We start from the raw sequence: 20,391 nt of genomic DNA on the forward strand, positions 1-20,391 counted from the left end.
TCCGGCGATTTTCGCACAGTCAGTGCGCGAATCTCACCTGCGTTGGAGCTTGTTGAGCCGCGCTACCTCGGTTTCGGGGTCGGCGCACCGCACGTACAGGACCGAGCGGTCCCGGAACCAGACGCCGAGGAAGGCCGCAGACGGCATCGAACGGCCGAGCCGGGCGGGCCCGAACCCGGCCACCCCGGCCGCGTCGACACTCGCCTGGATGTGCATGATCTCGCCGGCTTGCCACGGGGCCGGTTCGGTGTCCAACCAGCCGGCGGCGCGGCCCAACAGCCCCGATCGCTCTTTGCGCTCGCGGTGCTCGATCAGATACCTCTGCGGGAAAACAACGGTGAGTCGCTTGTTGGTCACCCACAGGGCGACGATGCCGCGAGCGACACCGGCGGCCTGAACCATGCGCACAGCGTCCTGGCCAGGATGGCTGGCCTCGGCCCACCACGCGATCGCGGGGTCGTCGGCCCAGTCGTTGCCGACGAACCGGCCCGCCGAGATGACCTCGTTCGGCACCGCCCAACGGTGCTCGTCGAAGTAGACCTGAGGATCAGCGGGTCCAGGGATGTGCGGCACGGTCACCCGGCCCGCCACCCGCGAGCCGAAGCACCGCCCGTCGAACTCGATCTTGCGGATGTCTTTCTCGTCGCGGTCGAACGGCTGGGTCATTCCGGTGCTCCGTTGGCGAGCGCGATCGCCCGTTCGAGGCCGGCGCGGTTGCCGCCGTGCTTGAAGTCGAACCCGGAACCGTCGACCAGGGTCAGCCGCAGCACCGGCGGGTTGCCCTCGATCGAGAGCCCGCTTATCTGGCCGCGCGGGATCTCGGTGAGTGGGCGCAGAGCAGAGTTGACCGTGGATCTGCCGTGGCCCGCGTCTGCCTGGGTGGTGGCCGCCGTGGCCACATCGCGGCCGAGCTTCGCCAGCTCCCCGAAAAATCCCCGCGATGGCTCCGGCTCGGGTGCGGGCTCGGGGACCGCCACCGCCACAAGCAGGCGATGGGTGGTGAGGCACAAAACAGCCGGCTCGGTGATGAGCCGGGCAAACCGCACCGCGATCAGGTCCGGCGATCGGCCGAATACCTCGTAGTCGGGTCGCGGGGCGTTGTCGCGCGAGTCGCCTACGTCGGCAGGCGGCACGGTGGCCGCGAGCACGTCGCCCGCCATGCCTGCCAATCCCATGCCAACCCGGGAAGCCAGGCCCTTTTGCGGTTGTCCGTCGAGTTGGAGCCCGCGCACGCGGTACCCGAGCAACTTGCGGCTCGTGGCCCAGAGCAGTTCCTCGCCGGGTGCCATCAAGGCCCTGGCCCGGATTCCCGGGCGGAGGGTGAACGGTGGCTTCATCAGTCCATGATCCCGGCGATGAGGCCGAACACGGCGAAGAACGCGAACGTGAGGAACGTGAAGAAGATGATGTTGGACAGGTAGTAGAGGACTCGCTCGGAGCTGGATACGTAGAAGATCCGATCGTCCCCGTCCCGCCTGAACCGCCAAGCGAGCCTCTGCGTCAACGCGCCAAGCACGCCGACGCCGAGCGTAGTACCCAACACGGTCGGAGACCCTTTCAACTGCGCCGCCAGGGGTACCGCGATGGCGCCGATCATCAACAGCGACCCGAGCGTGGCGGACATGGCTTGGCCAGGGGTCAACCTGGTCACGAGGCTGGGCACGAGCGCTTCCCCCACTGGATCAGTCGACGGTGAATCCACGTTCTTGCGAGGCGTCGCGCTCAGCGGAGGACGACGGGTCCTCGACGTGGTTCTCGACCTGCTTGGCGCCCCACTCCGCCGCCGCGCCCGGCAGGTTCTCCAGGGTGCCGGTGACGATCACGCGGCCGGTGTCCGTGGTTCCGCTGAGCCCGAGATAGCCCAGCGCGGTCCGAGTCACCCGCTGAGCGAGCGCCTTCTCACCAGCGAGCGCGATCGGATTCCCGTTGGCGTCAAGGATCTTCCTACCCATGTCGTCGAGCGCATGGGCACCGATGCGCAGGTTGGGCGTACTGGTCAGCAGGTCGTCGCCATGATTGCGAATCAAGCCAAGGGCCGGACTAGCGGTGTCGATCTTGGTCCCGATCATCTTGCCCACCACCGGGATCTTGGTGACTTTGTCGATCTTCTCGATGACCGCCTTGGCGATCTTGTTCTGTCGGATCATCTGCAGCACGTTCTCCAGCTGCGTGATCAGCGGCTTGAGCTTGTGCATCAGGTTCGCGACCTTGGTGCCCAGTCGCGTGCTGGTGATCGCGATCTGCGCGCTCGTCAGCCCCGTGGCCGCCGCGACCGACGCGCCCGCGGTGATCCACGAGGCGGCGAGGGCGGCCAGCCACTCGATGATCAGGCCGATCACGAATTCCTGGATGATGTCCACGACGATCTGGACGAACGTCTCGAAGATGGTCGCGGCGGTCTCAAGGATGTTCTTGAGGCTGCTGACATCCCCCGACAGCGCGCGGGTGCCGTCGGCGAACTCGGCCATCTCGCGGCGGAACGCGTCGCCCGCCTCGCCCTGCCAGCCCTGGCCGGTGGCGTCGGCGCGGCCTTGCTCGTGCTCGGCGACGCCGTTGAGCCAGGTGGCGACGTTGTCCCAGCCCTTGGCCGTGCTCTTCATCTGTTCCGGGTCGCCGATGGCGGGTTCCAGGACGAAGTTGACGATGGGGCTGATCGCCAGCGAGATCAGGAAGCCCAGCCCGTTGTCGACGAAGGCCTGACCTGGGCTCATCACGGTGTTCAGCTGTTCCATGCGGGCGTTGAACAGCGCGAACCCGGCCTCCGCCGGGCTGCCCGCGTCCTGGAGCTTGTCGGCGGCGTCGGCCCACGAGCTGCCGTAGTTCGCCGCCTGCTCGAAGTAGCCGTCGCGGGTGGAGTTGCCCGCGCCGTTGAGGTCCCCGAGCGTCCCGACGCCCTGACCCGCCGAGGTCAGCCCGGTGGCGTTGTCGGTGTCGGTGTCGCCGTAGGACTTCGCGGTGTCCTTGAGCGCGTCGGAGATCTGCACCAGGTAGGACGAGGCCTTGGTGGCCATGTCCTGACACTCCTGCAGTGAGTCGAAGTAGCAGTCCGCCATGAGCCTGCCGAGCGGGCCGAAGCACTCGTCGTGGACCCGCGCCTGCTCCAGCAGACTCGCGAGGCCGGTGAAGTTCTCGGACTGCTTGGTGGATCCCTCCGCGTGGCCCAGGAGCGTGCCGCTGCTGATGTCCATGCTGGTCATCGGCGCCCCTTGAAGATCGACTCGCCGGAGAAGTCACCGTCGTCCGGCTCGTCGGCCGGGCGGGTGGCCCGGGGCTGCCGGACCGGACCGCCGAAGTCGGGCTTCGCCCCGGCCTGCGGGCCGGGCAGGCTCGCCGCGGGCGGGGGAGTCGACGGACCCAGCGGCTCGACGTCGGCGGAGTGGGCCTTGAAGGCGGCCTGGAACTGTTCGTACTGGGCGTCGCCGACGAAGGGGCGGACTGTCTCCTCCATCTTCGCCGCGGCCTGCTGCTGGGCCTGGCGGATGGTGCCCAGGATCTCCTGGGTGAGCTGGGTGTGCGAGCGGTTCATCGCCGCCGGGGACAGCTGCAGGCCGAGCACCGCGCCCGATGGGGCGACCGTGACGGTGACCGAGCCGTCGCCGTTGCGCGCGCTGCCCTTGAGCTGGGCGATGCTCTCCTTGAGCGTGGCGGCCTTGGCGGCCTGCTCCTCGAACCGGCGCAGGGTCTCTTGGTACTTGGCTTCGTCCATGGCGAAATTCCCCCAATCGTGGCCGATCGTAGTGGCGCGCTGACCGTCAGATCGGCAGTTTGCGGAAGATGGGCCGGGGGATGTGACGCAGCACCGACATCACCGCGCGCCACTGGCCGGGGGCCCACACCAGGTCGCGACGTCGGCGAACGGCGTCGACGGCGATCTCGGCGACCTTGTCGGCGGTGGTGGCCATGGGCGCGGGTTTGAGTCCCTCGGTCATCTTGGTGTGCACGAATCCTGGCCGGACGACGGTAACGGTGATTCCGGCGGGCCGCAGCGCTTCGCCCAGTCCCAGGAAGAAGCCGTCGAAGCCCGCCTTCGTCGAGCCGTAGACGAAGTTCGACCGCCGCACCCGCTCGCCCGCCACCGACGACAGCGCGATGACCGCGCCGTGGCCCTGCTTGCGCAGCCGCTCGGCCAGCGCGATCCCCACCGACACCGGCGCGGTGTAGTTGACCTGGGCCAACTCCACTCCGGTCGCGTGGTCCTGCCAGGCCAGTTCCGGGTCGCCGAGCAGTCCGAAGGCGATGACCGTGACGTCGACGTCGCCCTCGGCGAAGGCCTGCTCGATCACCGCCGGGTGCGAGGCGGTGTCCTTGGCGTCGAACTCGACGGTGCGCACGGTCGCGCCCAGGCCGCGCAGCCTGGTCGCGGCGGCGTCGAGCCGGTCGGACGGGCGGGCCGCGAGGACGACCGTCAGCGGGGCCCGCCGCAGGTAGTTCTCCGCGATGGCCATGGCGATCTCGGAGGTGCCGCCGAGCAGCAGGAGCGACTGCGGGGTGCCGACTGCGTTGATCAAGATTGAGTCCTTACTCAGAGGCCGAGCCTGCGCGACTGGTCGGAGATGAACAGGCCGTCCGGATCGGCCGCGTGGCGCACTTTCCGCCATTCGTCGAGCCGGGGGTACATCCGCTGGAAGGTCTCGGGCGCCGTGCGCGACTCCTTGGCCAGATACAGCCGCCCGTCCGCGTCGAGCACTCGCTGGTCGAGTTCGACGCAGAACTCCGGCAGCCCCGCCACGATCGGGAAGTCGACGGTGATCGTCCACCCCGGACGCGGGAACGACAGGGGAGCGGCGTTGCCGTCGCCCATCCGCTTGAGGACGTTGAGGAACGACACGTGCCCGGACTCGGCGATCCGCCGCACGATCGCGCGCAGCTCGGTGTCGGCCTCGAACGGCACGATGAACTGGTACTGCAGGAATCCCCGCGAGCCGTAGGCGCGGTTCCACTCGCCGAACAGGTCGAGTGGGTGGTAGAACGCGGTCAGGTTCTGGATCTGCTCGCGCCCCCGCTTCGGCGCTTTGCGGTACCAGGCCTCGCCGAGCGCGCGGAACGTCAGCTTGTTGGCCAGGCCGTTGGGGAAGACGTCAGGCAGCGTGAGCAGCTGCGGCGCGTCGAACTTCAGCGGGTCGGCGCGGAACTTGGCGGGCAGTTGGTCCACTGTGGCCAGTGAGCCGCGGGAGAACACCGCGCGGCCGAGCTTCGCGCCCGCGGAGATCGAGTCGAACCACGCCATCGAGTAGTCGTAGTGCGCGTCGGAGCCGTTCGCGAACAGCTCCAGCGTCTCGTCCAAAGTGGACGTGCGGTCGGTGTCGACGACGAAGTACGCGCTCTCGACGGGTTTCAGTGCGATGGTGGCGCGCAGGATGATCCCGGTCAGGCCCATGCCGCCGACGGTGGCCCAGAACAGGTCGGACTCGGGAGTGAGGGTGCGCACCTCGCCGTCGGCGGTGAGCAGGTCGAGCGCGCGGACGTGGTTGCCGAAGCTGCCCGCGGAGTGGTGGTTCTTGCCGTGGATGTCCGAGCCGATCGCCCCGCCGATGGTGACCTGGCGGGTGCCCGGCAGCACCGGCACCCACAGCCCGTGCGGCAGCGCGGCGCGCATCAACTGGTCGAGGTTCACCCCGGCGTCGAGCACGGCCAGGCCGGTGTCCGGGTCGATCGAGTGGATCCGGTCGACGCCGGTCATGTCCACGACCAGCCCGCCCGCGTTCTGCGCCGGGTCGCCGTAGGAGCGGCCGAGCCCCCTGGCGATCACCCCGCGTGGCCCGGCCGTGGCCAGCGCGGCGACGACCTGGTCGGCGGTGGTCGGGTGGGCGACCGTGGCGACCGACGGCGCGGTGCGGCCCCAGCCGGTGAGCGCGCGGGTCTCGAATCTCGCATCCTCCACCGGGCCAGCGTAGTGCGCCCTAGACTGCCCCTGTCGGGGAGACAGGGACGGGCACGTGGCTGACGTGGGGAACGACACCCAACGCGCTGGGCTGGTTCAGCAGCTCATGCGTTTCGCGATGGTCGGCGGCTTCTGCGCGCTGGTCGACTCCGGGTTCTATTGGCTGCTGCTGCAGGCGGGCACCTGGGTGCACCTGGCCAAGGCGCTGAGCTTCATCGCGGGCACCACCACGGCGTACTTCCTGAACAAGCGCTTCACCTTCGCGGGCGCCCGCGACCGCGGCGCGAGCCAGGCGGGCGGGTTCGCCCTGCTCTACACCGTGACGTTCTTCGTCAACGTCGGCACCAACGCGCTGATGCTGGCGGTGCTGCCCGAGTTCCGCTGGCAGTACGCGCTGGCGTGGATGATCGCCCAGGCCGTCGGCACCACGATCAACTTCGTCCTGCTGCGGACCGTCGTTTTCCGCGACTAGACCCCGAAGCCGCTGGATCGCCGTCCTGGGCTGCCGTAGACGCGTGCGTGGCTGGGCAGTTCGTCGAGGTGGGCGCTGACCACGTGGCCGAAGTTCACCGAGACGGTGTTGGCGTCCTCGAGTTCGAGGGTGTCCACACCGCCGGAGCCCATCAGCACGGGCAGCCGGTTGCGCAGGCTCTTGGCGGCTTTGACGGACAAGGCGAACACGACCGGCTCGCCGCCGGTGGCCAGGTGCAGGATCAGCGCCTGCTGGGTGTCGTTCATGGTCCCAGCAGATCAGCGAAACCGTTGCGCGGCAACCGAAGTTCACCCACAGCGGATCCGCTGAGAGCTAAACGCGGAAGAACTGCTCTTTTCGTCCCTTGCGGACCAGCTTGAGCCATTCCAGGAACGCCTTCGGGTCGCGCTTGGTGCCCAGGAAGTACAGCCCGAACCGGACGACCTCCAGCATCCCGATCTTGCGCATCCCCGGCTGCGACATCAGGTAGCCGCGGTTGCGGTAGGTGTAGTACCGCTTGATCGCGTTGTCCGGGTCCTGCGCGTGGAAGCGACCGCCGAGCATCGGCTTGAACTCGTCGGAGCCGTCCGGGTGCAGGTACGACACGGTCAGGCAGGTGCCGAACGGCAGCCCGGAGCGCACCAGCCTGCGGTGGATCTCCACCTCGTCGCCGCGGAAGAACAGCCGGTAGTCCGGCACACCCACGACGTCGAGGGTGTCGGCGCGGAAGAGGGCGCCGTTGAACAGCGAGGCGATCCCCGGCAGGAAGTCGGTGCCCAGTTCGCGCGCGTCGCGCTTCCAGGTCAGCCCCCGGCGCAGCGGAAAGGCCAGCTTGGTCGGCTTCTCGATGTTGGTGACCACCGGCGACACCTCGGCCAGGCCGCGCTTCTCGGCCACGTCCAACAGGGTCGCCAGCACCGTCTCGTCGGCTGGTCGGCCGTCGTCGTCGGCCAGCCAGAGCCAGTCGGCGCCCATGGCCAGCGCGTGCAGCATGCCCAGGGCGAACCCGCCCGCGCCGCCGAGGTTGCGGTGCGAGACCAGGTAGGTGGCGGACACGCCGCACGACTCGACGATGTCCCTGGCCGGGTCGTCGGGACCGTTGTCGACCACAATCACATGGTCCGGCGGACGCGACTGCGCGGCGATCATCTTCAGCGACTCCGCGAGCAGCGCCCGACGGTGCCTGGTGACCACCACGGCCACGACCGATCCCGGCGGCAACTGCTGCGGGGTGCTCATAGGGTCTCGCCGAGCCTTTCGAGGGTTTCCGGGCTCATGTGCTCGAACGGGTCGCGGCCCTTGTACGCGGTCAGGACCTCACGCAGTGAGCCGTGCATCTTCACCCGGCCCTCGTCCATCCAGATGGCCGTGTTGCACAGTTCGAAGAGCAGGTCGTCGGAGTGCGAGGCGAAGACCAGCATGCCGGACCGGCGGACCAGGTCGACCAGTCGGTCGCGCGCCTTGGTCATGAACGCCGCGTCGACCGCGCCGATGCCCTCGTCGAGCAGCAGGATCTCCGGGTCGATCGAGGTGACCACACCCAGCGCCAGGCGCACCCGCATGCCGGTGGAGTACGTCCGCAGCGGCAGGTGCAGGTAGTCGCCCAGCTCGGTGAACTGGGAGATGTCCTCGACCCGGGCTTCCATCTCCTTGCGGGACATCCCGAGGAACAGGCCGCGGATCATGATGTTCTCGAGCCCGGAGATCTCCGGGTCCATGCCGACCGCGAGGTCGAACACCGGGGCGATCTTGCCGTTGATCTTGGTGATGCCGCGCGTCGGCTCGTAGATGCCGGAGAGCAGCCGCAGCAGCGTGGACTTGCCCGCGCCGTTGTGCCCCACCAGCGCCACCCGGTCGCCCTCGTTGAGCGACAGGGTGATGTCGTGCAGTGCCTCGATGATGGGGACCTTGGTGTCGGTCCCGATCTTGCCGCCCACCTTGCCCAGGACGGCCTTCTTCAGCGACCGCGTCTTGGCGTCGAAGATCGGGAAGTCGACGGAGGCGTTCTGGACCTCGATGCTGACCATGTCGGAATGCCTCACTAGACCCAGTAGGAAATACGCGCACGGTAGTTGCGCATCGCGACGAGGGCCAACGCCCAGCCGACAATCGTGATGCCACCCACCACGGCCCAGTGGTGCCAACTCTGCGTGCTGCCGATCAGCGGCGCGCGCAGGATCTCAATGAAGTGGTACAGCGGGTTCAGCTCGACCAGCAGCACCACCCAGTTGCCGCCCTCCTCGCCGAGGCGCTTGGTCAGGATGTCGACCGGCCACACGATCGGGGTCATGAAGAACAGCAGCTGCGTCAGCGCGCCGATCACCTGCGGGATGTCGCGGTAGCGGGTGCTGATGATGCCGAACAGCAGCGCCACCCAAGTGCCGTTCAGCGCGATCAGTGCGAAGGCGGGGACGGACAGCACGATCGTCCAGTCCAGACCTGGCTGGGGGAGGCCCTTGTCGCTGAGCAGGTACCCGTCCTTGACCAGATCCGGGAAGAAGATCGCCAGGACGATCGCGTAGACCAGCAGGTTGTGCGCGAACATCAGCGTCAGGCGCCACACGGTGCGCAGCGCGTAGACCGTCAGCGGCGCGGGGAGGTGCTTGATCAGCCCCTCGTTGGCGATGAACGTCTCGGCGCCCTCGGTCATGCAGCCGAGCATGAAGTTCCAGACGATGAACCCGACGGTCAGATACGGCAGGAACGTGCCGATCGGCGTCCCGAACAGCTGCGAGTACAGCAGGCCCAGGCCCGCCGCGGTGACGGCCATGCTCAGGGTGATCCAGAGCGGACCGATCACCGACCGGCGGTACCGCTGCTTGATGTCCTGCCAGCCGAGGTGCCCCCACAGCTCGCGCTGGTGGAAGCCTTGCCGTAGATCATCGACCGCACGGCTGAAAGTGCGCCCGGCGTGCGCCACCACTGGCACGGGCATCTCCTCGGTCAGCGTTGTTTGCACGGGATACGAGACTACCGTCGGGCCGGGTTCGTTCACCCAGCCGGGCGGTCCGTCCCGGTGATACGGACCACGACCTGCTCATTGTCGGTCGTGTACGCCTCGTACTGGAATTCGACACCCGTGGCGGCGACGTACTCCAGCCACGCCTTGAACTCGTGCTCGCGCCAGCCCGCGTAGTTGAAGAACTCGTCGAACACGATGACGCTGCCGGTCCGCAGCCGCGGCCCGACCAGCTCCAGCACGGTCTTGGCCGAGCTGTAGAGGTCGCCGTCGACGTGCAGGAAGTCCACCGGGCCGGGGTGCGCGGCGAGGAAGCCGGGCAGGGTGTCGTCGAACCAGCCGACGACCAGTTCGGCGCCGGGCACCTCGGGCAGGCCGTCGGTGCGGAACGCCCCGGCCGGGTAGCCCGCGCGCCAGTCCGACGGCAGGCCCTCGAACGAGTCGAACCCGTAGACACCCTCGCCGCCGCGGGCGGTGGCGATGATCTTGAGGGTGGTGCCGGTGAAGACGCCGAACTCCAGCGCCAGCCCGCCCGCCGGGGCCAGCGTGAGGCCGTGTTCGAGCGTCTGGTGCGGGTGGGTGAACTGGGCGGCCTGGGGCATGGTCTCGTTGGCGAACCGGCTGCTGTCGGCGGCGGCGTCGCGCTCGGCGGCGTAGAACATGTCCCGCCGGGCCCGGTGCTCGAAGTCGGAGACGCGCTCGATGACCCGGTCGGCGGTGCGCTCGGTCTGCCTGCCGAGTTCCTCCCGCAGTCGCCCGACCTCGGCCCGCAGCGCGTCGATCTCGGCGGTCGTCTCCCGGTGGTGCCGGGAGACGACCTCCTCCACGGCGTTGACCAGCTTGTCGCGCAGCGACCGCTTGAGGTCGTCGGTCCGCAAGACTTCGCGCACCTTGTCGAGCATCCAGGGCTCCTCTCCGAGCAAAATTCAGCGAAGGATACGGCCAGAGCGCCCCAGTGAGTAAGTCACGTCACAGATACTGTCCGGTGCCCCGCGGGCCCGCGCCGTCGGTGCCGTCGGCAGGGCCGACACCAGGGGGAAGACCCCGGCGCATCTGCTCCAGCTGGACCCTGGCCGCCATCTGCTGGGCGAACAGCGCCGTCTGGATCCCGTGGAACAGACCCTCCAGCCAGCCGACCAGCTGAGCCTGCGCGATCCGCAGCTCGGCGTCGGACGGGGTGGTGCCCTCGGTGAAGGGCAGCGACAGTCGCTCCAGCTCCTCACGCAGCTCGGGGGCCAGGCCGTCCTCCAACTCGGCGATCGAGCGGTGGTGGATCTCGCGGAGGCGGTTGCGGCTGGCCTCGTCCAGCGGTGCCGCGCGCACCTCCTCAAGCAACTGCTTGATCATCGTGCCGATCCGCATGACCTTGGCGGGCTGCTCCACCATGTCGCCGACCGACTCGCTCGGCCCGGCGCCGGACTCCGGGATGCGGGCGGCGCCGAGGGGGGAGCCGTCTGGTCCGACCACCATGACCGTGTGGGCCTGGTCGTCACCGCCGTTGATGTCGCTGCCGTCGGGGGTGTTGCTTGGCTGGGTCATGGGCTCCGTCCTGGGCCAGATCGGAATCGGTGCGAAGGGCATCTCCCACGGGGAGTCCACCGAAGTCACGTCTGCGAGGGTATCCGCTGCCCCGCCCCACTAAACGTCGGCCGTCCAGCGTGCGTACGGTGTGGCCATGGCCTTCGACGTCGCGCGGATCCGCGGGCTGTTCCCCGCGCTCGGTGACGGTTGGGTGCACCTGGACTCGCCCGCCGGGATGCAGGTGCCCGAGCAGGTCGCGACCGCCGTGTCGACCGCGCTGCGGGCCCCCGTGTCCGGCCCCGGCGGCCCCTTCCCGGCCTCCCAGCGCGCCGACGCCATCGTCGACGCCGCCCGGCGCGCCGTGGCCGACGTGGTCGGCTGCGACCCGGCCGGGGTGGTGCTCGGCCCGAACACCGCCGTCCTGCTCGCGCGCCTCGCCGAGTCCCTCGGCGACAGCTGGCTCATCGGCGACGAGGTCACCCTGTCCCGGCTGGATCACCAGGCCAACACCGCGCCGTGGCTGCGGGTCGCCCAGCGCGCGGGCGCCACGGTGCGCTGGGCCGAGATCGACATCGAGACCTGTGAACTACCCGCTTGGCAGTACGAGAACCTGATCTCCCACCGCACCAAGGTCGTCGCGGTCACCGCCGCCTCCGGCGCGGTCGGCACCCGCCCGGACCTGAACAAGATCGCCGACCTGGCCAAGGCGGCGGGCGCCTTCGTGGTGGTCGACGCGTCGTCGTCGGCCCCGTTCGTCCCGTTCGACATCAATACGGTCGGCGCCGACGTGGTCGCCGTGTCCGCCCACGCCTGGGGCGGCCCCGCCGTCGCGGCCCTGGCCTTCGCCGACCCGGCCGTGCTCGACCGCCTCCCCGCGGCCTCGCTCGACCCGCGCGCGATCGGCCCTGAGCGGCTCGAACTCGGCCAGCACGCCTACCCGATGCTCGCGGGCCTGGTCGCCTCCGTCGACTACCTGGCCATCCTCGACGACGCCGCCACCGGCACCCGCCGCGAACGCCTCCAGACCTCACTCAGCTCGGCCAAGTCCTACCAGGCGGGCCTGCTCTCCCGCCTCATCGGCGACCTGCGAACCCACCGCCACGTCATGGTCATCGGCGATGCCATGCGCCGCATCCCGACCCTGGCCTTCACCGTCGCCGACGTGAAAGCCGCCGACGCCGTCGCCCACCTGGCCGACCACGGCATCTGCGCCTTCGCCGACGACACCCCCAGCGGCGTCTTCGCCACCTTGGGGGTGGGGGAGGTCGGGGGAGCCGTCCGCATCGGCCTGGCCCACTACACGAACTCGGTCGAGGTCGACCAACTGGTCCACGCCGTCGGCACCCTGCGCCCGTGAGTGCCCGCCGCAAGGCCAAGACCGGATTCGCCGACATCCTGGCTCACCTGCCCACGCCTACCCGCCCGACCCCAGCCCCGCTCCGCCGAACCGTCCGCGGCGCCACCCTCCACGACCGCGCAGGCGAGCTGTGGCAGGTCGAAGCCGCGTGGCTGGAACCAGACGAGGTCGCCGCCTTGCTGACGCGCGGCACGCCCTGGGTCGTGGAATGGTGCGGCGGCGACCTGCGCTGGTCCGACGAGGAGGACGCGGACGTCCTCGCCCGCAGCATCCGCCCCCGCCTCATCACCAGCGCGGAAGCCACCCGCCTGAGTCGTCGCCGCAGCGTGCCAACCGTGGTCGCCGCCGCGCTTCTGGCCAACGCCCGCGCGAAACTGATCTTCTTCTCCGAAGGCGCCCCCGGCGAGCGCTTCTAATCGAAGCCCCCGGTTATCCACAGGCCGCGCCGGTTATCCACACACCCCTGTCCACCACCCAAAACTGACACCTGCCCCCGATAGACTGGCCAAGGGCCGTCCCCCCGAGGTGGGTGGGGGCTGTTTGCTACCGCTCCTCGGCGGCGAAAATCAGGTTGCCCGTCGGTGCGTCGCTAAGTGAGTCTGTCTGTTCGACGATGCCTCGCCGCCAGATGCGGCGCGACGATCAGCTTCCCGAATGCCGTCGCGGCCCAGGTCTTCCTCGACGCCGAGCGTGACGAATTCGCGCCGCACGCGCCGGAGAACCCGGTCGGCGCGCGGTCCAGCCGAACTCCTGGCGAATCGCGACCGCCTGCCAGGCACTGGCGTCAGGCGCCCACGGTCAGAACGAGTTTGCCGAAAACGCCGCCCTCGTCCAGCATCCGGTGCGCGTCGCCGACGCGTTCGATCGGCAGCACCTCGTGCACCACCGGCCGCACCTTCCCCGCCTCGATCAGCGGCCACACGTTCCCCACGACGTCCGCCACGATCGCGCCCTTCTCCTCGACCGGCCGATACCGCAGGCTCGTCGCCGTCACCCAAGCGTTCTTGGCCAGCAGCGCGCCGATGTTCAGGTCCGCGCTGACGCCGCCCTGCATGCCGATGATCACCAGCCTGCCGCCGCGGTTGAGGGCCGTGACATTGCGGGCGAGGTATTTCGCGCCCATGTTGTCCAGGATGACGTCGGCCTGGACGAGTTTCTCGAATTCCTCCGCGCGGTAGTTCAGCGCGATGTCGGCGCCCAGGTCGAGGCATTGGCGCACCCGTTCGGCCGAGCCCGCGGTCACCGCGACGCGCGCGCCGAAGGCTTTGCCGATCTGGATGGCGTGGGTGCCGATCCCGCTGCCGCCGCCGTGCACGAGCAGGGTCTCACCCTCGGTGAGCCGGGCGGCCCGCATAACGTTCGACCAAACGGTGCACGACACCTCTGGGAGCGCCGCGGCCGTCACCAAGTCGATACCTTCGGGAATGGGCATGAGCTGTTCGGCCGGAGCGCTCACCAATTCGGCGTAGCCGCCGCCAGCGAGCAGCGCGCACACCTCGTCCCCGACCGTCCACTTCGACACGCCCGCGCCGACCGCGGCGACGGTGCCGGAGCACTCCAGTCCGATCGTGTCGGTCGTGCCCGGCGGCGGCGGATAGAAGCCTTTGCGCTGCAAGAGGTCGGCGCGGTTGACCGCGGTGGCCGCGACACGGACCAGCACCTCACCCGGTCCGGGCGTGGGATCGGGGACCCGTGTCCACGCCATGACCTCCGGGCCGCCCGGTTCGCTGACCGTGATCGCTCGCATGTGGACGACCGTAGCGCTCGCCCCCGGCGGCCGCGGCGTTTCTCGTCTGTCCGTGTGAACTTGTGCGCAGTTGATGATGAACAGCTATTGACCAGAAAGCCTTCGCAGGTGAGGGTGTCTCACGCCGGAGTAGCGATCGCGTCGGGGCGGTCACCGGTTGGCATCCATTCCATGAGCAAGGGGACCTGCATGCCCACAAGCAAGACGCTCCGCGTCGGAGCCGCCATCCTTGCGGCCACCGGCGCTTTGGCGTTCACCACTATTCCGTCATCGGCGGCGCCGAACGCGTCTGCCGAATTGCCGGACGGCCCCGCGCTCGCGCGGAACCTCGTCAAGAAGGTCACGGGAGCGGGAGTCAACCGTCACCTGATCGCCCTCCAGCGCATCTCCGACGCCAACGGCGGCACCCGCGGCGCGGGCACCCCCGGTTACAACAAGTCGGCCGAATACGTCGAGGCCAAGCTCAAGGGCGCCGGTTTCGACGTCACCCGGCACGAGTTCCCGTTCACCTTCACCCAGACCCTGGCCGAGAAGCTGACCGCTGGCGGCACCGCGGTGCCGATCTCGATCATGACTTACAGCCTCTCCACCTCGGTCGGCGGCGTCACCGCGCCCCTGGCCGTCGTGCCGCTGGCGGGCGACACCACCCCGGGCTGTGAGATCGCGGACTACGCGTCCGTCGGCGCCACCGGCAAGATCGCCCTGGTCTCGCGCGGCGGCTGCACCTTCGCCCAGAAGCAGGCCGTCGCCTTCGAGGCGGGCGCGGTGGGCACGGTCATCTACAACAACACCGACGGCCCGCTCAACGGCACCCTGAGCGACCCGGCTGCGGCGAAGCTGCCCACCGGCGGCATCACCAAGGCCGACGGCCTGGCACTGGCCGCGTCCGGCGGCACGGCCACCCTGGAGCTGCGCGCGCTGCGTGAGGAGCGCACCTCCTACAACGTCATCGCGGAGACCAAGACCGGCCGCAAGGACAACGTCGTCATGGCGGGCGCCCACCTCGACAGCGTCCTGCAGGGCGCGGGCATCAGCGACAACGGCACCGGCTCCGCGGGCCTGCTGGAGACCGCCCTGCAGATGGGCAGCTCCCCCAAGGTCAGCAACGCCGTGCGGTTCGCGTGGTGGAGCGCCGAGGAACTGGGTCTGGTCGGCTCGACCAGGTACGTCGACTCGCTGACCTTCGAGCAGCAGGTCGACATCGCCCTCTACCTGAACTTCGACATGATCGGCTCGCCGAACGCGGCCTACTTCGTCTACGACGGTGACGACTCCGACGCCGTCGGCGCGGGCCCCGGCCCGTACGGCTCCGCCCAGATCGAGCAGGCCTTCGTCAACTTCCTGGGCGCCACCGGCACCCCGACGCAGGGCACCGACTTCTCGGGTCGTTCGGACTACGGCCGCTTCATCGCCGTCGGCATCCCGGCCGGTGGCCTGTTCACCGGCGCCGAGGGCATCAAGACCCAGGCCCAGGCCGACCTCTGGGGCGGCCAGGCGAACGTCGCCTACGACAAGTGCTACCACCAGAAGTGCGACAACCTGGGCAACGTCAACCGCACCGCGCTCGACCGCAACTCCGACGCCCTCGCCTGGGTGACCGCGTCCTACGCGATCAGCACCGAGGACGTCAACGGCATCCCGCCGCGCGTCAAGCGCGCCGAGGTGCGGGCCGCGCAGACTCGCATGATGCGCGTCCAGATGGCCGAAGAGGACGCCGCGGCGCACGCGTCGCACGTCGCGGGCACCGACGAGGTTGGCTGCATCCACTCCAACCTGCCTGCCGCGTAAGCAGTCATAACGAGAACAACCCCTGCGGCCTCGGCCGCAGGGGTTGTTTCTTTGTTCGGGATCAGCCCAGGTCGCGGGCGCTGAACGTGTCGCACTGGGCCGGGTCGCCGGTGTTCAGGCCAGCGGTGAACCAGCGCTCACGCTGCTTGGACGAGCCGTGGGTGAACTGGCTCTCGTCGACCTGCCCGCCGCCCAGGTTCTCCTGGATGAAGTCGTCGCCGATGCGGGCGGCGACGTCGAGGGCGCGGTTGACGTCGTCCTGCGAGATCGACTTGATCAGCGGCTTGCCGCTGGAGGTGGGCACCGTGGTGGCGTGGTTGGCCCAGACGCCCGCGTAGCAGTCGGCCTGCAGCTCCAGCCGCACCGCGTCGGAGGTCGGCCCGCTGCCGCGGCGCACCCGGTCCGAGGTGCCCAGCAGGTTCTGCACGTGGTGGCCGTACTCGTGGGCCAGGACGTAGGCCTCGGCGAACGTGCCGCCCTGGGCGCCGAAGCGGGTCTGCAGTTCCTTGAAGAACCGCAGGTCGATGTAGGCCTTCTGGTCGGCGGGGCAGTAGAACGGGCCGACGTCGGAGGTCGCGCTGCCGCAGGCGGTGTTGACCCCGTCGGTGAAGAAGATGGTCGGCGCGGCCTGATAGGTGCTGCCGGAACGCGCGAACGTGTCGGTCCAGTAGCCCTGGATGGAGTTGATGACCGCGACGAGCGCGCAGTCCTGCTTGGTGTTGGCGTCCTTGCCCGTCCGGCACTCCTTGGACAGGTCGGAGCTGGACACGCTCTGCCCGGTGCCGACGTCGTTGGTGCTCAGCGGGGCGCCCGCAGGCACGCCGCCGAGCTGGGAGAGCAAGAAGTAGATGATCATGCCGACGATGCCGAGCCCGCCGCCGCCGAGCGCCACCCGGCCGCCGACCCCGCCGCCGCCCGAGCCCCGCATGTCCTGTACCTGGGACGTATCCAGGGCTACGTCGTCGTTGAACTCCACTGGCCACTCCGCGTCGGACCGTCGAAGGCACGCCGCCCCCGGTTCGGGTCAAACGATAGCCGGCTCCAGCGGCCGCGGCAGGCCGGACATGCGCCTGGGTGCGGCGCCGTCGGGCTGCCGCACCCAGGTTCCTCACGATGACGTAGTGGCCGCTGGCGAACCGGCAGGCGCGGAGCCCTGCTGGGCGGTCTGGAGACACGTCCGACGCAAAGCTCAACGGCGGTCGAGGTGCCAGACCTTCAGCACGCTCGTTGCGATCCTCGCGGCTCCTGAGGGGAACCGCGCTGCCCATTCCGGGCAGGTGCTGTCACGCACGAGATCTCACCATCATCCGGCGATTCGCCGCTCACAGTCACGACTGGGTCGATGCTGTCGCCTCAGCCGCGGGGTCGCGGCGTGCCGCTGGCCACTACTGGAGATAGCTGCTCCGCCACGGCACCACCTACCCTCTCTCGGTCGACCTCGGCGACCTGGCGCATCCGGGGTAGCACCTCGGGTCCACTTGGGCCAACCGTCGCTACCCATGTTGCCCCCATCACATGGTCGTTACAACCCCCAGCGCCCGTCCTGAACTGGTGAAATTCGATTTCACTGTCCGAAGCGGACCGGGTGGCCCGCGTCACCGCCGCACCCGGCAGCGGGCCCGTCGATCGGGTTACCCCGGTCGCGCGGCGTGATTCTCGGCTGGACCTGGGGTTTCGTCGGCCTCTGCCCGTAACCTGTTCGGCGTGACCGAGGACCCCCACTGGCTGGACCCAGACGAGATGCGCGCCTGGCGCGCCTACGTCATCGCCAGCGAGCTGCTGCGCCAGCAGCTCAACCGTGAGCTCCAGGACAGCGACGGGATCGCCCTGCCCGACTACGAGGTCCTCGTGCGCCTGTCCGAATGCGAGGGCTGGCAGATGCGCATGAGCCAGCTCGCGGGCCAGGTCGCCTCGTCCAAGAGCAGGCTGTCCCACCAGATCTCCCGCCTGGAAAAAGCAGGCCTGGTCAAACGCGCGGACTGCCCCGACGACGCCCGCGGCGTCGTAGCCGAACTGACCCAAAAAGGCATGGACACCCTCCGCGCCGCCGCCCCGACCCACGTCACCGGCGTCCGCGCCCACTTGGTCGATCTCATGACCCCAGAGGAACAAAAGGCCGTAGCCGCCCTCTTCGAGCGCGTGATCGAGCACCTGGACCTCGGCTGACTTCCCGACTTGGCTAGGCTGACGGTCACGGGAGGCGTGGCAGAGCGGCCGAATGCATCCGCCTTGAAAGCGGAAGACGGGCAACCGTCCGGGGGTTCAAATCCCTCCGCCTCCGCAACAAAGCTCACACACTTGTGGCCTTGCTTGCAGTCGGTTCGTCGGGGAGCGCCACAACGTGCCCAGTGCGCACAGCTCGTCGATTGTTAGAAGATTTGTTAGACTGGACGCATGGCTGATCATGTGGTGCCGGGCGAGGGGCCGATGACGGCTGTTTCGGTGTCCATGCACAGCGGCACGATCGGTGCTGTGCGTGGCCGCGTTGGCAAGCGCGGCGTGTCCGCGTACATCGAGGCCGCCGTCCAGCGTCAGATCGAGCGAGACAATCTTGACGAGTTGATCGTCGCGGCCGAGGCTGAGCACGGCGCGCTCACTCCGGAGGAGATATCGGCCAAACGGAAGCAGTTGGCCGCCGCTCGTGAGCGGCACCACCCGGGCGCCGCGTGACGCTGATTCTGGACAGTGAAGGCCTCGCCAAGGCCGTTCTTCGTGACCGCGAACTCACCGCGTGGTTGGCGGCGGCTCGTGCGGAGGATGAACGGGTTGTCACGAGCGCGGCGACGTTGGTCGAAGTGATTCATCCCCGAATCAACCGACCGTCGCTTGACTGGGTGCTTTCGCGGGTGGTGGTGGAAGCCGTCACCTCCGAAGTCGCGCGACAGGCCGGAATCCTGCTGGAGCGGGCGGGACGCCACGGCCACAAATACGCCATCGATGCAATGCTCGCGGCTACCGCACTTGCGGCTACGGGGCCAACAACGATCTTGACCTCAGATCCTGAGGACCTGGCTGTGCTTTGTGGTCAGTCGGTCACGATCATCAAGGTGTGATACGAGGTCAGGCGGACTCGCGCCAGGCCGCGTTGTAGCCGGCCTGCTGGGCGACGTCGCGGGCGGCGGTGCGCTGTTTGCGGGCCTGTTCGGCGGCGCCCGCCAGGTAGCCGAGGGTCAGGGTCAAGGTGATCGCCGCTGACAGGGGCAGTGCCCGAAGTATTGCGCGCACGGTGAACCACATTATCCACTTTGGACCGGTCGCGTCGGCGAACACCCACTCGCGATAGCTCATGGGGAGGCGGCCGCCGAGTAGGTGCCACAAGCGTCTAGGTGCGGACGGTTTGGTCATTTCGCTGCCTCGATGACTCGGCTCAAGGACTGGTGCAGGCGGTACAGCTCCGGGAGGTCCATGCGGCCGGTCGATGGCGACCACGGACCTCGACGCGATCGACAGGGCGAGGCAGACCTGGCGCTCCAGGGCGAGCGGATCCTCGTTCGAGAAACGTTGTGCACCAACCATTTGTCCGCCATACGTCAGCCCGGCCACGTCAACGGGGTGACGCTCGTCAGGTCAGGTCAGGTCAGGTCAGGTCAGCGTTCGCAGCCGACGCCGTCGCCGTTGTCGTCGAAGCGGTGGCGGTCGGGTGGGCGGACCGGGAAGCGGCGCTGGGGGATCTGCTTGCAGTCCAGGTCCGGCCCAGTGCCCGGCAGGCACAGCGTCGGATAGGACGCGTCGCAGCCCGGCTTTGTCGCGGGCGCGGTGACCGGCTGCGTTTCGGCGGGGCGCGTCGTCGTGGTCGGCTTCGGGCGGGACGTTGTGGTGGTTGTCGTGGTTGTGGTCCTCGGGGGCGTCGTGGCGATGACCGTCGTCGTGGCGACGGTGGTGGTGGCGACCGGGATCGACGTCACCGTCGTCAGGGACTCAGTGACGCCCTGTGCGGGGCCCGCGGCCGAGGGGACAGCGGCGAGCCTGCTGATCGGCTTGGCAGGCAGGAGCGCGCCGCCGGTGAGCAGCAGCGCGATCGCGACGGCGGCGAGACCGGTCGCCCTGGCCCGGTTCGGTACGAACGCCCACCGCGCGTGGCCCGCGATCAGCGCGGTGGCGCTGATCGCCAGGGCGAGAAGCGCCAAGGCGATCAGCATGCCCGCAGGTCCGTCCGCGACGAACGCGGCCGCGGCGAACAGCGATGCCAGGAGGCCGAGCGCAACGCGGGCGGGCAGCGGTCGGGGCGACGAGGTCATGCCCTGGGCATCCGCACGCTGAGGCCGCCGCGTTACCCGCATCGGCAAATCGTGATCTCGACTCACCTGTTCGGACTAATCGACTACTCCCCGTTGTCTGCTTCGTGGTGATCGGCTCACGTTCTGGCTACGGTCGCCGCCCGCGCCGCGTCGGGACGATGAGTTGGCCGAGACCGGGCCAGTGTTCATCGGCCTCAGCGTCGTCGGCCTTGCCATGCTGTTGGCCGGAGCAGCCGAAGGGCCTGAGTGAAGGGGCGGTGCCGGCACCGCCCCTTCTCAGCTGATCATGACGAACACCGAGGCGGCGGAGATCGCGCCAAGGACGAAACCGGTGACGGCCAGCGCGCCGAGCACGCGGGCCTTGCCGAGGACGGACATGATCGCCAGGCAGGCGAGCAGGATGGCGAAGGCGGCGGTGTCTGGCATGG

Annotated in this window: 25 protein-coding genes, 1 tRNA gene and 1 pseudogene; 8 read left to right on the forward strand and 19 right to left on the reverse strand. The window is 69.0% G+C overall.

Annotated features, from left to right (window positions below):
• Window positions 1-33: 33 nt before the first annotated feature.
• Genes BN1701_RS27520 through BN1701_RS27550 form a run of 7 tightly spaced genes read right to left on the reverse strand, consistent with a single transcriptional unit; the run spans window position 34 to window position 5,881 of the window.
• Window positions 34-666, reverse strand: coding sequence for a hypothetical protein (locus BN1701_RS27520; RefSeq protein WP_054053579.1), 633 nt, complete (start codon window positions 664-666; stop codon window positions 34-36).
• Complete coding sequence (locus BN1701_RS27525) at window positions 663-1,337, reverse strand: hypothetical protein (RefSeq protein ID WP_054053582.1); 675 nt, start codon at window positions 1,335-1,337, stop codon at window positions 663-665. Before BN1701_RS27525 ends, BN1701_RS27520 begins: the two co-directional genes overlap by 4 nt.
• Window positions 1,337-1,624: a hypothetical protein gene (locus BN1701_RS27530; protein ID WP_157368250.1), complete on the reverse strand. Its 288-nt coding sequence runs from the start codon at window positions 1,622-1,624 to the stop codon at window positions 1,337-1,339. The genes BN1701_RS27525 and BN1701_RS27530 overlap by 1 nt, the downstream gene beginning before the upstream one ends.
• 58 nt (window positions 1,625-1,682) lie before the next feature.
• Window positions 1,683-3,197: a WXG100 family type VII secretion target gene (locus tag BN1701_RS27535; protein ID WP_054053586.1), complete on the reverse strand. Its 1,515-nt coding sequence runs from the start codon at window positions 3,195-3,197 to the stop codon at window positions 1,683-1,685.
• Window positions 3,194-3,706 (reverse strand): YbaB/EbfC family nucleoid-associated protein, encoded by a 513-nt coding sequence (locus tag BN1701_RS27540; protein ID WP_054053588.1) that lies wholly within the window; start codon window positions 3,704-3,706, stop codon window positions 3,194-3,196. Before BN1701_RS27540 ends, BN1701_RS27535 begins: the two co-directional genes overlap by 4 nt.
• A gap of 46 nt (window positions 3,707-3,752) precedes the next feature.
• Window positions 3,753-4,508, reverse strand: coding sequence for a decaprenylphospho-beta-D-erythro-pentofuranosid-2-ulose 2-reductase (locus tag BN1701_RS27545; RefSeq protein WP_054053590.1), 756 nt, complete (start codon window positions 4,506-4,508; stop codon window positions 3,753-3,755).
• A 14-nt stretch (window positions 4,509-4,522) separates the two neighbouring features.
• Complete coding sequence (locus tag BN1701_RS27550) at window positions 4,523-5,881, reverse strand: FAD-binding protein (protein WP_054053592.1); 1,359 nt, start codon at window positions 5,879-5,881, stop codon at window positions 4,523-4,525.
• Window positions 5,882-5,987: 106 nt separating this feature from the next.
• Here BN1701_RS27550 and BN1701_RS27555 point away from each other — a divergent pair, with 106 nt between their 5' ends.
• Window positions 5,988-6,353, forward strand: a complete 366-nt coding sequence (locus BN1701_RS27555; protein WP_082860090.1) for a GtrA family protein — start codon at window positions 5,988-5,990, stop codon at window positions 6,351-6,353.
• Here the strand turns inward: BN1701_RS27555 and BN1701_RS27560 are convergent.
• From BN1701_RS27560 to BN1701_RS27585, 6 genes are all read right to left on the reverse strand, one after another.
• Window positions 6,350-6,619 carry a hypothetical protein gene (locus BN1701_RS27560; protein WP_054053599.1) on the reverse strand — a complete coding sequence of 90 codons (270 nt, stop codon included), beginning with the start codon at window positions 6,617-6,619 and terminating at the stop codon, window positions 6,350-6,352. The two genes, BN1701_RS27555 and BN1701_RS27560, sit on opposite strands and share 4 nt — an antisense overlap.
• A gap of 67 nt (window positions 6,620-6,686) precedes the next feature.
• A complete protein-coding gene (locus BN1701_RS27565; RefSeq protein ID WP_054053601.1) occupies window positions 6,687-7,592 on the reverse strand; it encodes a glycosyltransferase in 906 nt (301 codons plus the stop codon).
• Complete coding sequence (locus BN1701_RS27570) at window positions 7,589-8,380, reverse strand: ABC transporter ATP-binding protein (protein ID WP_054053603.1); 792 nt, start codon at window positions 8,378-8,380, stop codon at window positions 7,589-7,591. Before BN1701_RS27570 ends, BN1701_RS27565 begins: the two co-directional genes overlap by 4 nt.
• Before the next feature lie 14 nt (window positions 8,381-8,394).
• Complete coding sequence (locus tag BN1701_RS27575; protein WP_054056176.1) at window positions 8,395-9,288, reverse strand: ABC transporter permease; 894 nt, start codon at window positions 9,286-9,288, stop codon at window positions 8,395-8,397.
• Window positions 9,289-9,344: 56 nt separating this feature from the next.
• Complete coding sequence (locus BN1701_RS27580) at window positions 9,345-10,214, reverse strand: class I SAM-dependent methyltransferase (RefSeq protein ID WP_054053605.1); 870 nt, start codon at window positions 10,212-10,214, stop codon at window positions 9,345-9,347.
• A gap of 67 nt (window positions 10,215-10,281) precedes the next feature.
• Window positions 10,282-10,851, reverse strand: a complete 570-nt coding sequence (locus BN1701_RS27585) for a bacterial proteasome activator family protein (protein ID WP_054056177.1) — start codon at window positions 10,849-10,851, stop codon at window positions 10,282-10,284.
• Between the two features lie 136 nt (window positions 10,852-10,987).
• Between BN1701_RS27585 and BN1701_RS27590 the strand changes: the two genes are divergently transcribed.
• Complete coding sequence (locus BN1701_RS27590; protein WP_054053607.1) at window positions 10,988-12,190, forward strand: cysteine desulfurase-like protein; 1,203 nt, start codon at window positions 10,988-10,990, stop codon at window positions 12,188-12,190.
• Complete coding sequence (locus BN1701_RS27595) at window positions 12,187-12,606, forward strand: hypothetical protein (protein ID WP_054053609.1); 420 nt, start codon at window positions 12,187-12,189, stop codon at window positions 12,604-12,606. The genes BN1701_RS27590 and BN1701_RS27595 overlap by 4 nt, the downstream gene beginning before the upstream one ends.
• A 368-nt stretch (window positions 12,607-12,974) precedes the next feature.
• Here the strand turns inward: BN1701_RS27595 and BN1701_RS27600 are convergent, their stop codons facing one another.
• A complete protein-coding gene (locus BN1701_RS27600) occupies window positions 12,975-13,937 on the reverse strand; it encodes an NAD(P)H-quinone oxidoreductase (protein WP_054053611.1) in 963 nt (320 codons plus the stop codon).
• Between the two features lie 189 nt (window positions 13,938-14,126).
• Between BN1701_RS27600 and BN1701_RS27605 the strand changes: the two genes are divergently transcribed.
• Window positions 14,127-15,725, forward strand: coding sequence for a M28 family metallopeptidase (locus tag BN1701_RS27605; protein WP_172803334.1), 1,599 nt, complete (start codon window positions 14,127-14,129; stop codon window positions 15,723-15,725).
• A gap of 61 nt (window positions 15,726-15,786) precedes the next feature.
• Here BN1701_RS27605 and BN1701_RS27610 read toward each other — a convergent pair whose 3' ends face one another.
• Window positions 15,787-16,701: a neutral zinc metallopeptidase gene (locus BN1701_RS27610; RefSeq protein ID WP_054053613.1), complete on the reverse strand. Its 915-nt coding sequence runs from the start codon at window positions 16,699-16,701 to the stop codon at window positions 15,787-15,789.
• A gap of 764 nt (window positions 16,702-17,465) precedes the next feature.
• Between BN1701_RS27610 and BN1701_RS27615 the strand changes: the two genes are divergently transcribed.
• The 4 genes from BN1701_RS27615 to BN1701_RS27630 all read left to right on the forward strand — a co-directional run bounded on the left by BN1701_RS27615 (window position 17,466) and on the right by BN1701_RS27630 (window position 18,778).
• Complete coding sequence (locus tag BN1701_RS27615) at window positions 17,466-17,891, forward strand: MarR family winged helix-turn-helix transcriptional regulator (protein WP_054056178.1); 426 nt, start codon at window positions 17,466-17,468, stop codon at window positions 17,889-17,891.
• Window positions 17,892-17,921: 30 nt separating this feature from the next.
• Window positions 17,922-18,006 (forward strand) — tRNA-Ser (locus tag BN1701_RS27620).
• A 113-nt stretch (window positions 18,007-18,119) separates the two neighbouring features.
• Window positions 18,120-18,395, forward strand: coding sequence for a hypothetical protein (locus BN1701_RS27625; RefSeq protein ID WP_054053615.1), 276 nt, complete (start codon window positions 18,120-18,122; stop codon window positions 18,393-18,395).
• Window positions 18,392-18,778, forward strand: coding sequence for a PIN domain-containing protein (locus BN1701_RS27630; protein ID WP_054053617.1), 387 nt, complete (start codon window positions 18,392-18,394; stop codon window positions 18,776-18,778). Before BN1701_RS27625 ends, BN1701_RS27630 begins: the two co-directional genes overlap by 4 nt.
• Before the next feature lie 7 nt (window positions 18,779-18,785).
• On the opposite strand, the gene BN1701_RS27635 is transcribed toward BN1701_RS27630, so the two are convergent.
• The 4 genes and pseudogenes from BN1701_RS27635 to BN1701_RS36060 all read right to left on the reverse strand — a co-directional run bounded on the left by BN1701_RS27635 (window position 18,786) and on the right by BN1701_RS36060 (window position 20,389).
• Entirely contained in the window at window positions 18,786-19,070 is a 285-nt protein-coding gene (locus tag BN1701_RS27635) for a DUF5313 family protein (protein ID WP_082860092.1), read from the reverse strand.
• A 63-nt stretch (window positions 19,071-19,133) separates the two neighbouring features.
• Window positions 19,134-19,241, reverse strand: a pseudogene (locus BN1701_RS37610) (MarR family transcriptional regulator); the annotation flags it as partial.
• A 71-nt stretch (window positions 19,242-19,312) separates the two neighbouring features.
• Window positions 19,313-19,963 carry a hypothetical protein gene (locus BN1701_RS27640; RefSeq protein ID WP_054053621.1) on the reverse strand — a complete coding sequence of 217 codons (651 nt, stop codon included), beginning with the start codon at window positions 19,961-19,963 and terminating at the stop codon, window positions 19,313-19,315.
• Window positions 19,964-20,239: 276 nt separating this feature from the next.
• The gene (locus BN1701_RS36060) at window positions 20,240-20,389 is read right to left on the reverse strand and encodes a hypothetical protein (protein WP_157368252.1); all 150 of its coding nucleotides are present in this window, start codon (window positions 20,387-20,389) and stop codon (window positions 20,240-20,242) included.
• Window positions 20,390-20,391 lie beyond the last annotated feature (2 nt).

It is taken from the genome of Alloactinosynnema sp. L-07 (assembly GCF_900070365.1).
In the GTDB taxonomy this organism is placed as follows: domain Bacteria; phylum Actinomycetota; class Actinomycetes; order Mycobacteriales; family Pseudonocardiaceae; genus Actinokineospora.

Excerpts from the sequence above, each read along its gene's own strand:
- BN1701_RS27635 (WP_082860092.1), bottom strand. The coding sequence starts at position 19,070 with ATGACCAAACCGTCCGCACCTAGACGCTTGTGGCACCTACTCGGCGGC.
- BN1701_RS27520 (WP_054053579.1), bottom strand. The coding sequence starts at position 666 with ATGACCCAGCCGTTCGACCGCGACGAGAAAGACATCCGCAAGATCGAG.
- BN1701_RS27615 (WP_054056178.1), top strand. The coding sequence starts at position 17,466 with ATGCGCGCCTGGCGCGCCTACGTCATCGCCAGCGAGCTGCTGCGCCAG.
- BN1701_RS27585 (WP_054056177.1), bottom strand. The coding sequence starts at position 10,851 with ATGACCCAGCCAAGCAACACCCCCGACGGCAGCGACATCAACGGCGGT.
- BN1701_RS27530 (WP_157368250.1), bottom strand. The coding sequence starts at position 1,624 with ATGTCCGCCACGCTCGGGTCGCTGTTGATGATCGGCGCCATCGCGGTA.
- BN1701_RS27590 (WP_054053607.1), top strand. The coding sequence starts at position 10,988 with ATGGCCTTCGACGTCGCGCGGATCCGCGGGCTGTTCCCCGCGCTCGGT.
- BN1701_RS36060 (WP_157368252.1), bottom strand. The coding sequence starts at position 20,389 with ATGCCAGACACCGCCGCCTTCGCCATCCTGCTCGCCTGCCTGGCGATC.
- BN1701_RS27625 (WP_054053615.1), top strand. The coding sequence starts at position 18,120 with ATGGCTGATCATGTGGTGCCGGGCGAGGGGCCGATGACGGCTGTTTCG.
- BN1701_RS27600 (WP_054053611.1), bottom strand. The coding sequence starts at position 13,937 with ATGCGAGCGATCACGGTCAGCGAACCGGGCGGCCCGGAGGTCATGGCG.
- BN1701_RS27525 (WP_054053582.1), bottom strand. The coding sequence starts at position 1,337 with ATGAAGCCACCGTTCACCCTCCGCCCGGGAATCCGGGCCAGGGCCTTG.
- BN1701_RS27540 (WP_054053588.1), bottom strand. The coding sequence starts at position 3,706 with ATGGACGAAGCCAAGTACCAAGAGACCCTGCGCCGGTTCGAGGAGCAG.
- BN1701_RS27565 (WP_054053601.1), bottom strand. The coding sequence starts at position 7,592 with ATGAGCACCCCGCAGCAGTTGCCGCCGGGATCGGTCGTGGCCGTGGTG.
- BN1701_RS27555 (WP_082860090.1), top strand. The coding sequence starts at position 5,988 with ATGCGTTTCGCGATGGTCGGCGGCTTCTGCGCGCTGGTCGACTCCGGG.
- BN1701_RS27640 (WP_054053621.1), bottom strand. The coding sequence starts at position 19,963 with ATGACCTCGTCGCCCCGACCGCTGCCCGCCCGCGTTGCGCTCGGCCTC.
- BN1701_RS27535 (WP_054053586.1), bottom strand. The coding sequence starts at position 3,197 with ATGACCAGCATGGACATCAGCAGCGGCACGCTCCTGGGCCACGCGGAG.
- BN1701_RS27570 (WP_054053603.1), bottom strand. The coding sequence starts at position 8,380 with ATGGTCAGCATCGAGGTCCAGAACGCCTCCGTCGACTTCCCGATCTTC.
- BN1701_RS27605 (WP_172803334.1), top strand. The coding sequence starts at position 14,127 with ATGCCCACAAGCAAGACGCTCCGCGTCGGAGCCGCCATCCTTGCGGCC.
- BN1701_RS27560 (WP_054053599.1), bottom strand. The coding sequence starts at position 6,619 with ATGAACGACACCCAGCAGGCGCTGATCCTGCACCTGGCCACCGGCGGC.
- BN1701_RS27580 (WP_054053605.1), bottom strand. The coding sequence starts at position 10,214 with ATGCTCGACAAGGTGCGCGAAGTCTTGCGGACCGACGACCTCAAGCGG.
- BN1701_RS27575 (WP_054056176.1), bottom strand. The coding sequence starts at position 9,288 with ATGCCCGTGCCAGTGGTGGCGCACGCCGGGCGCACTTTCAGCCGTGCG.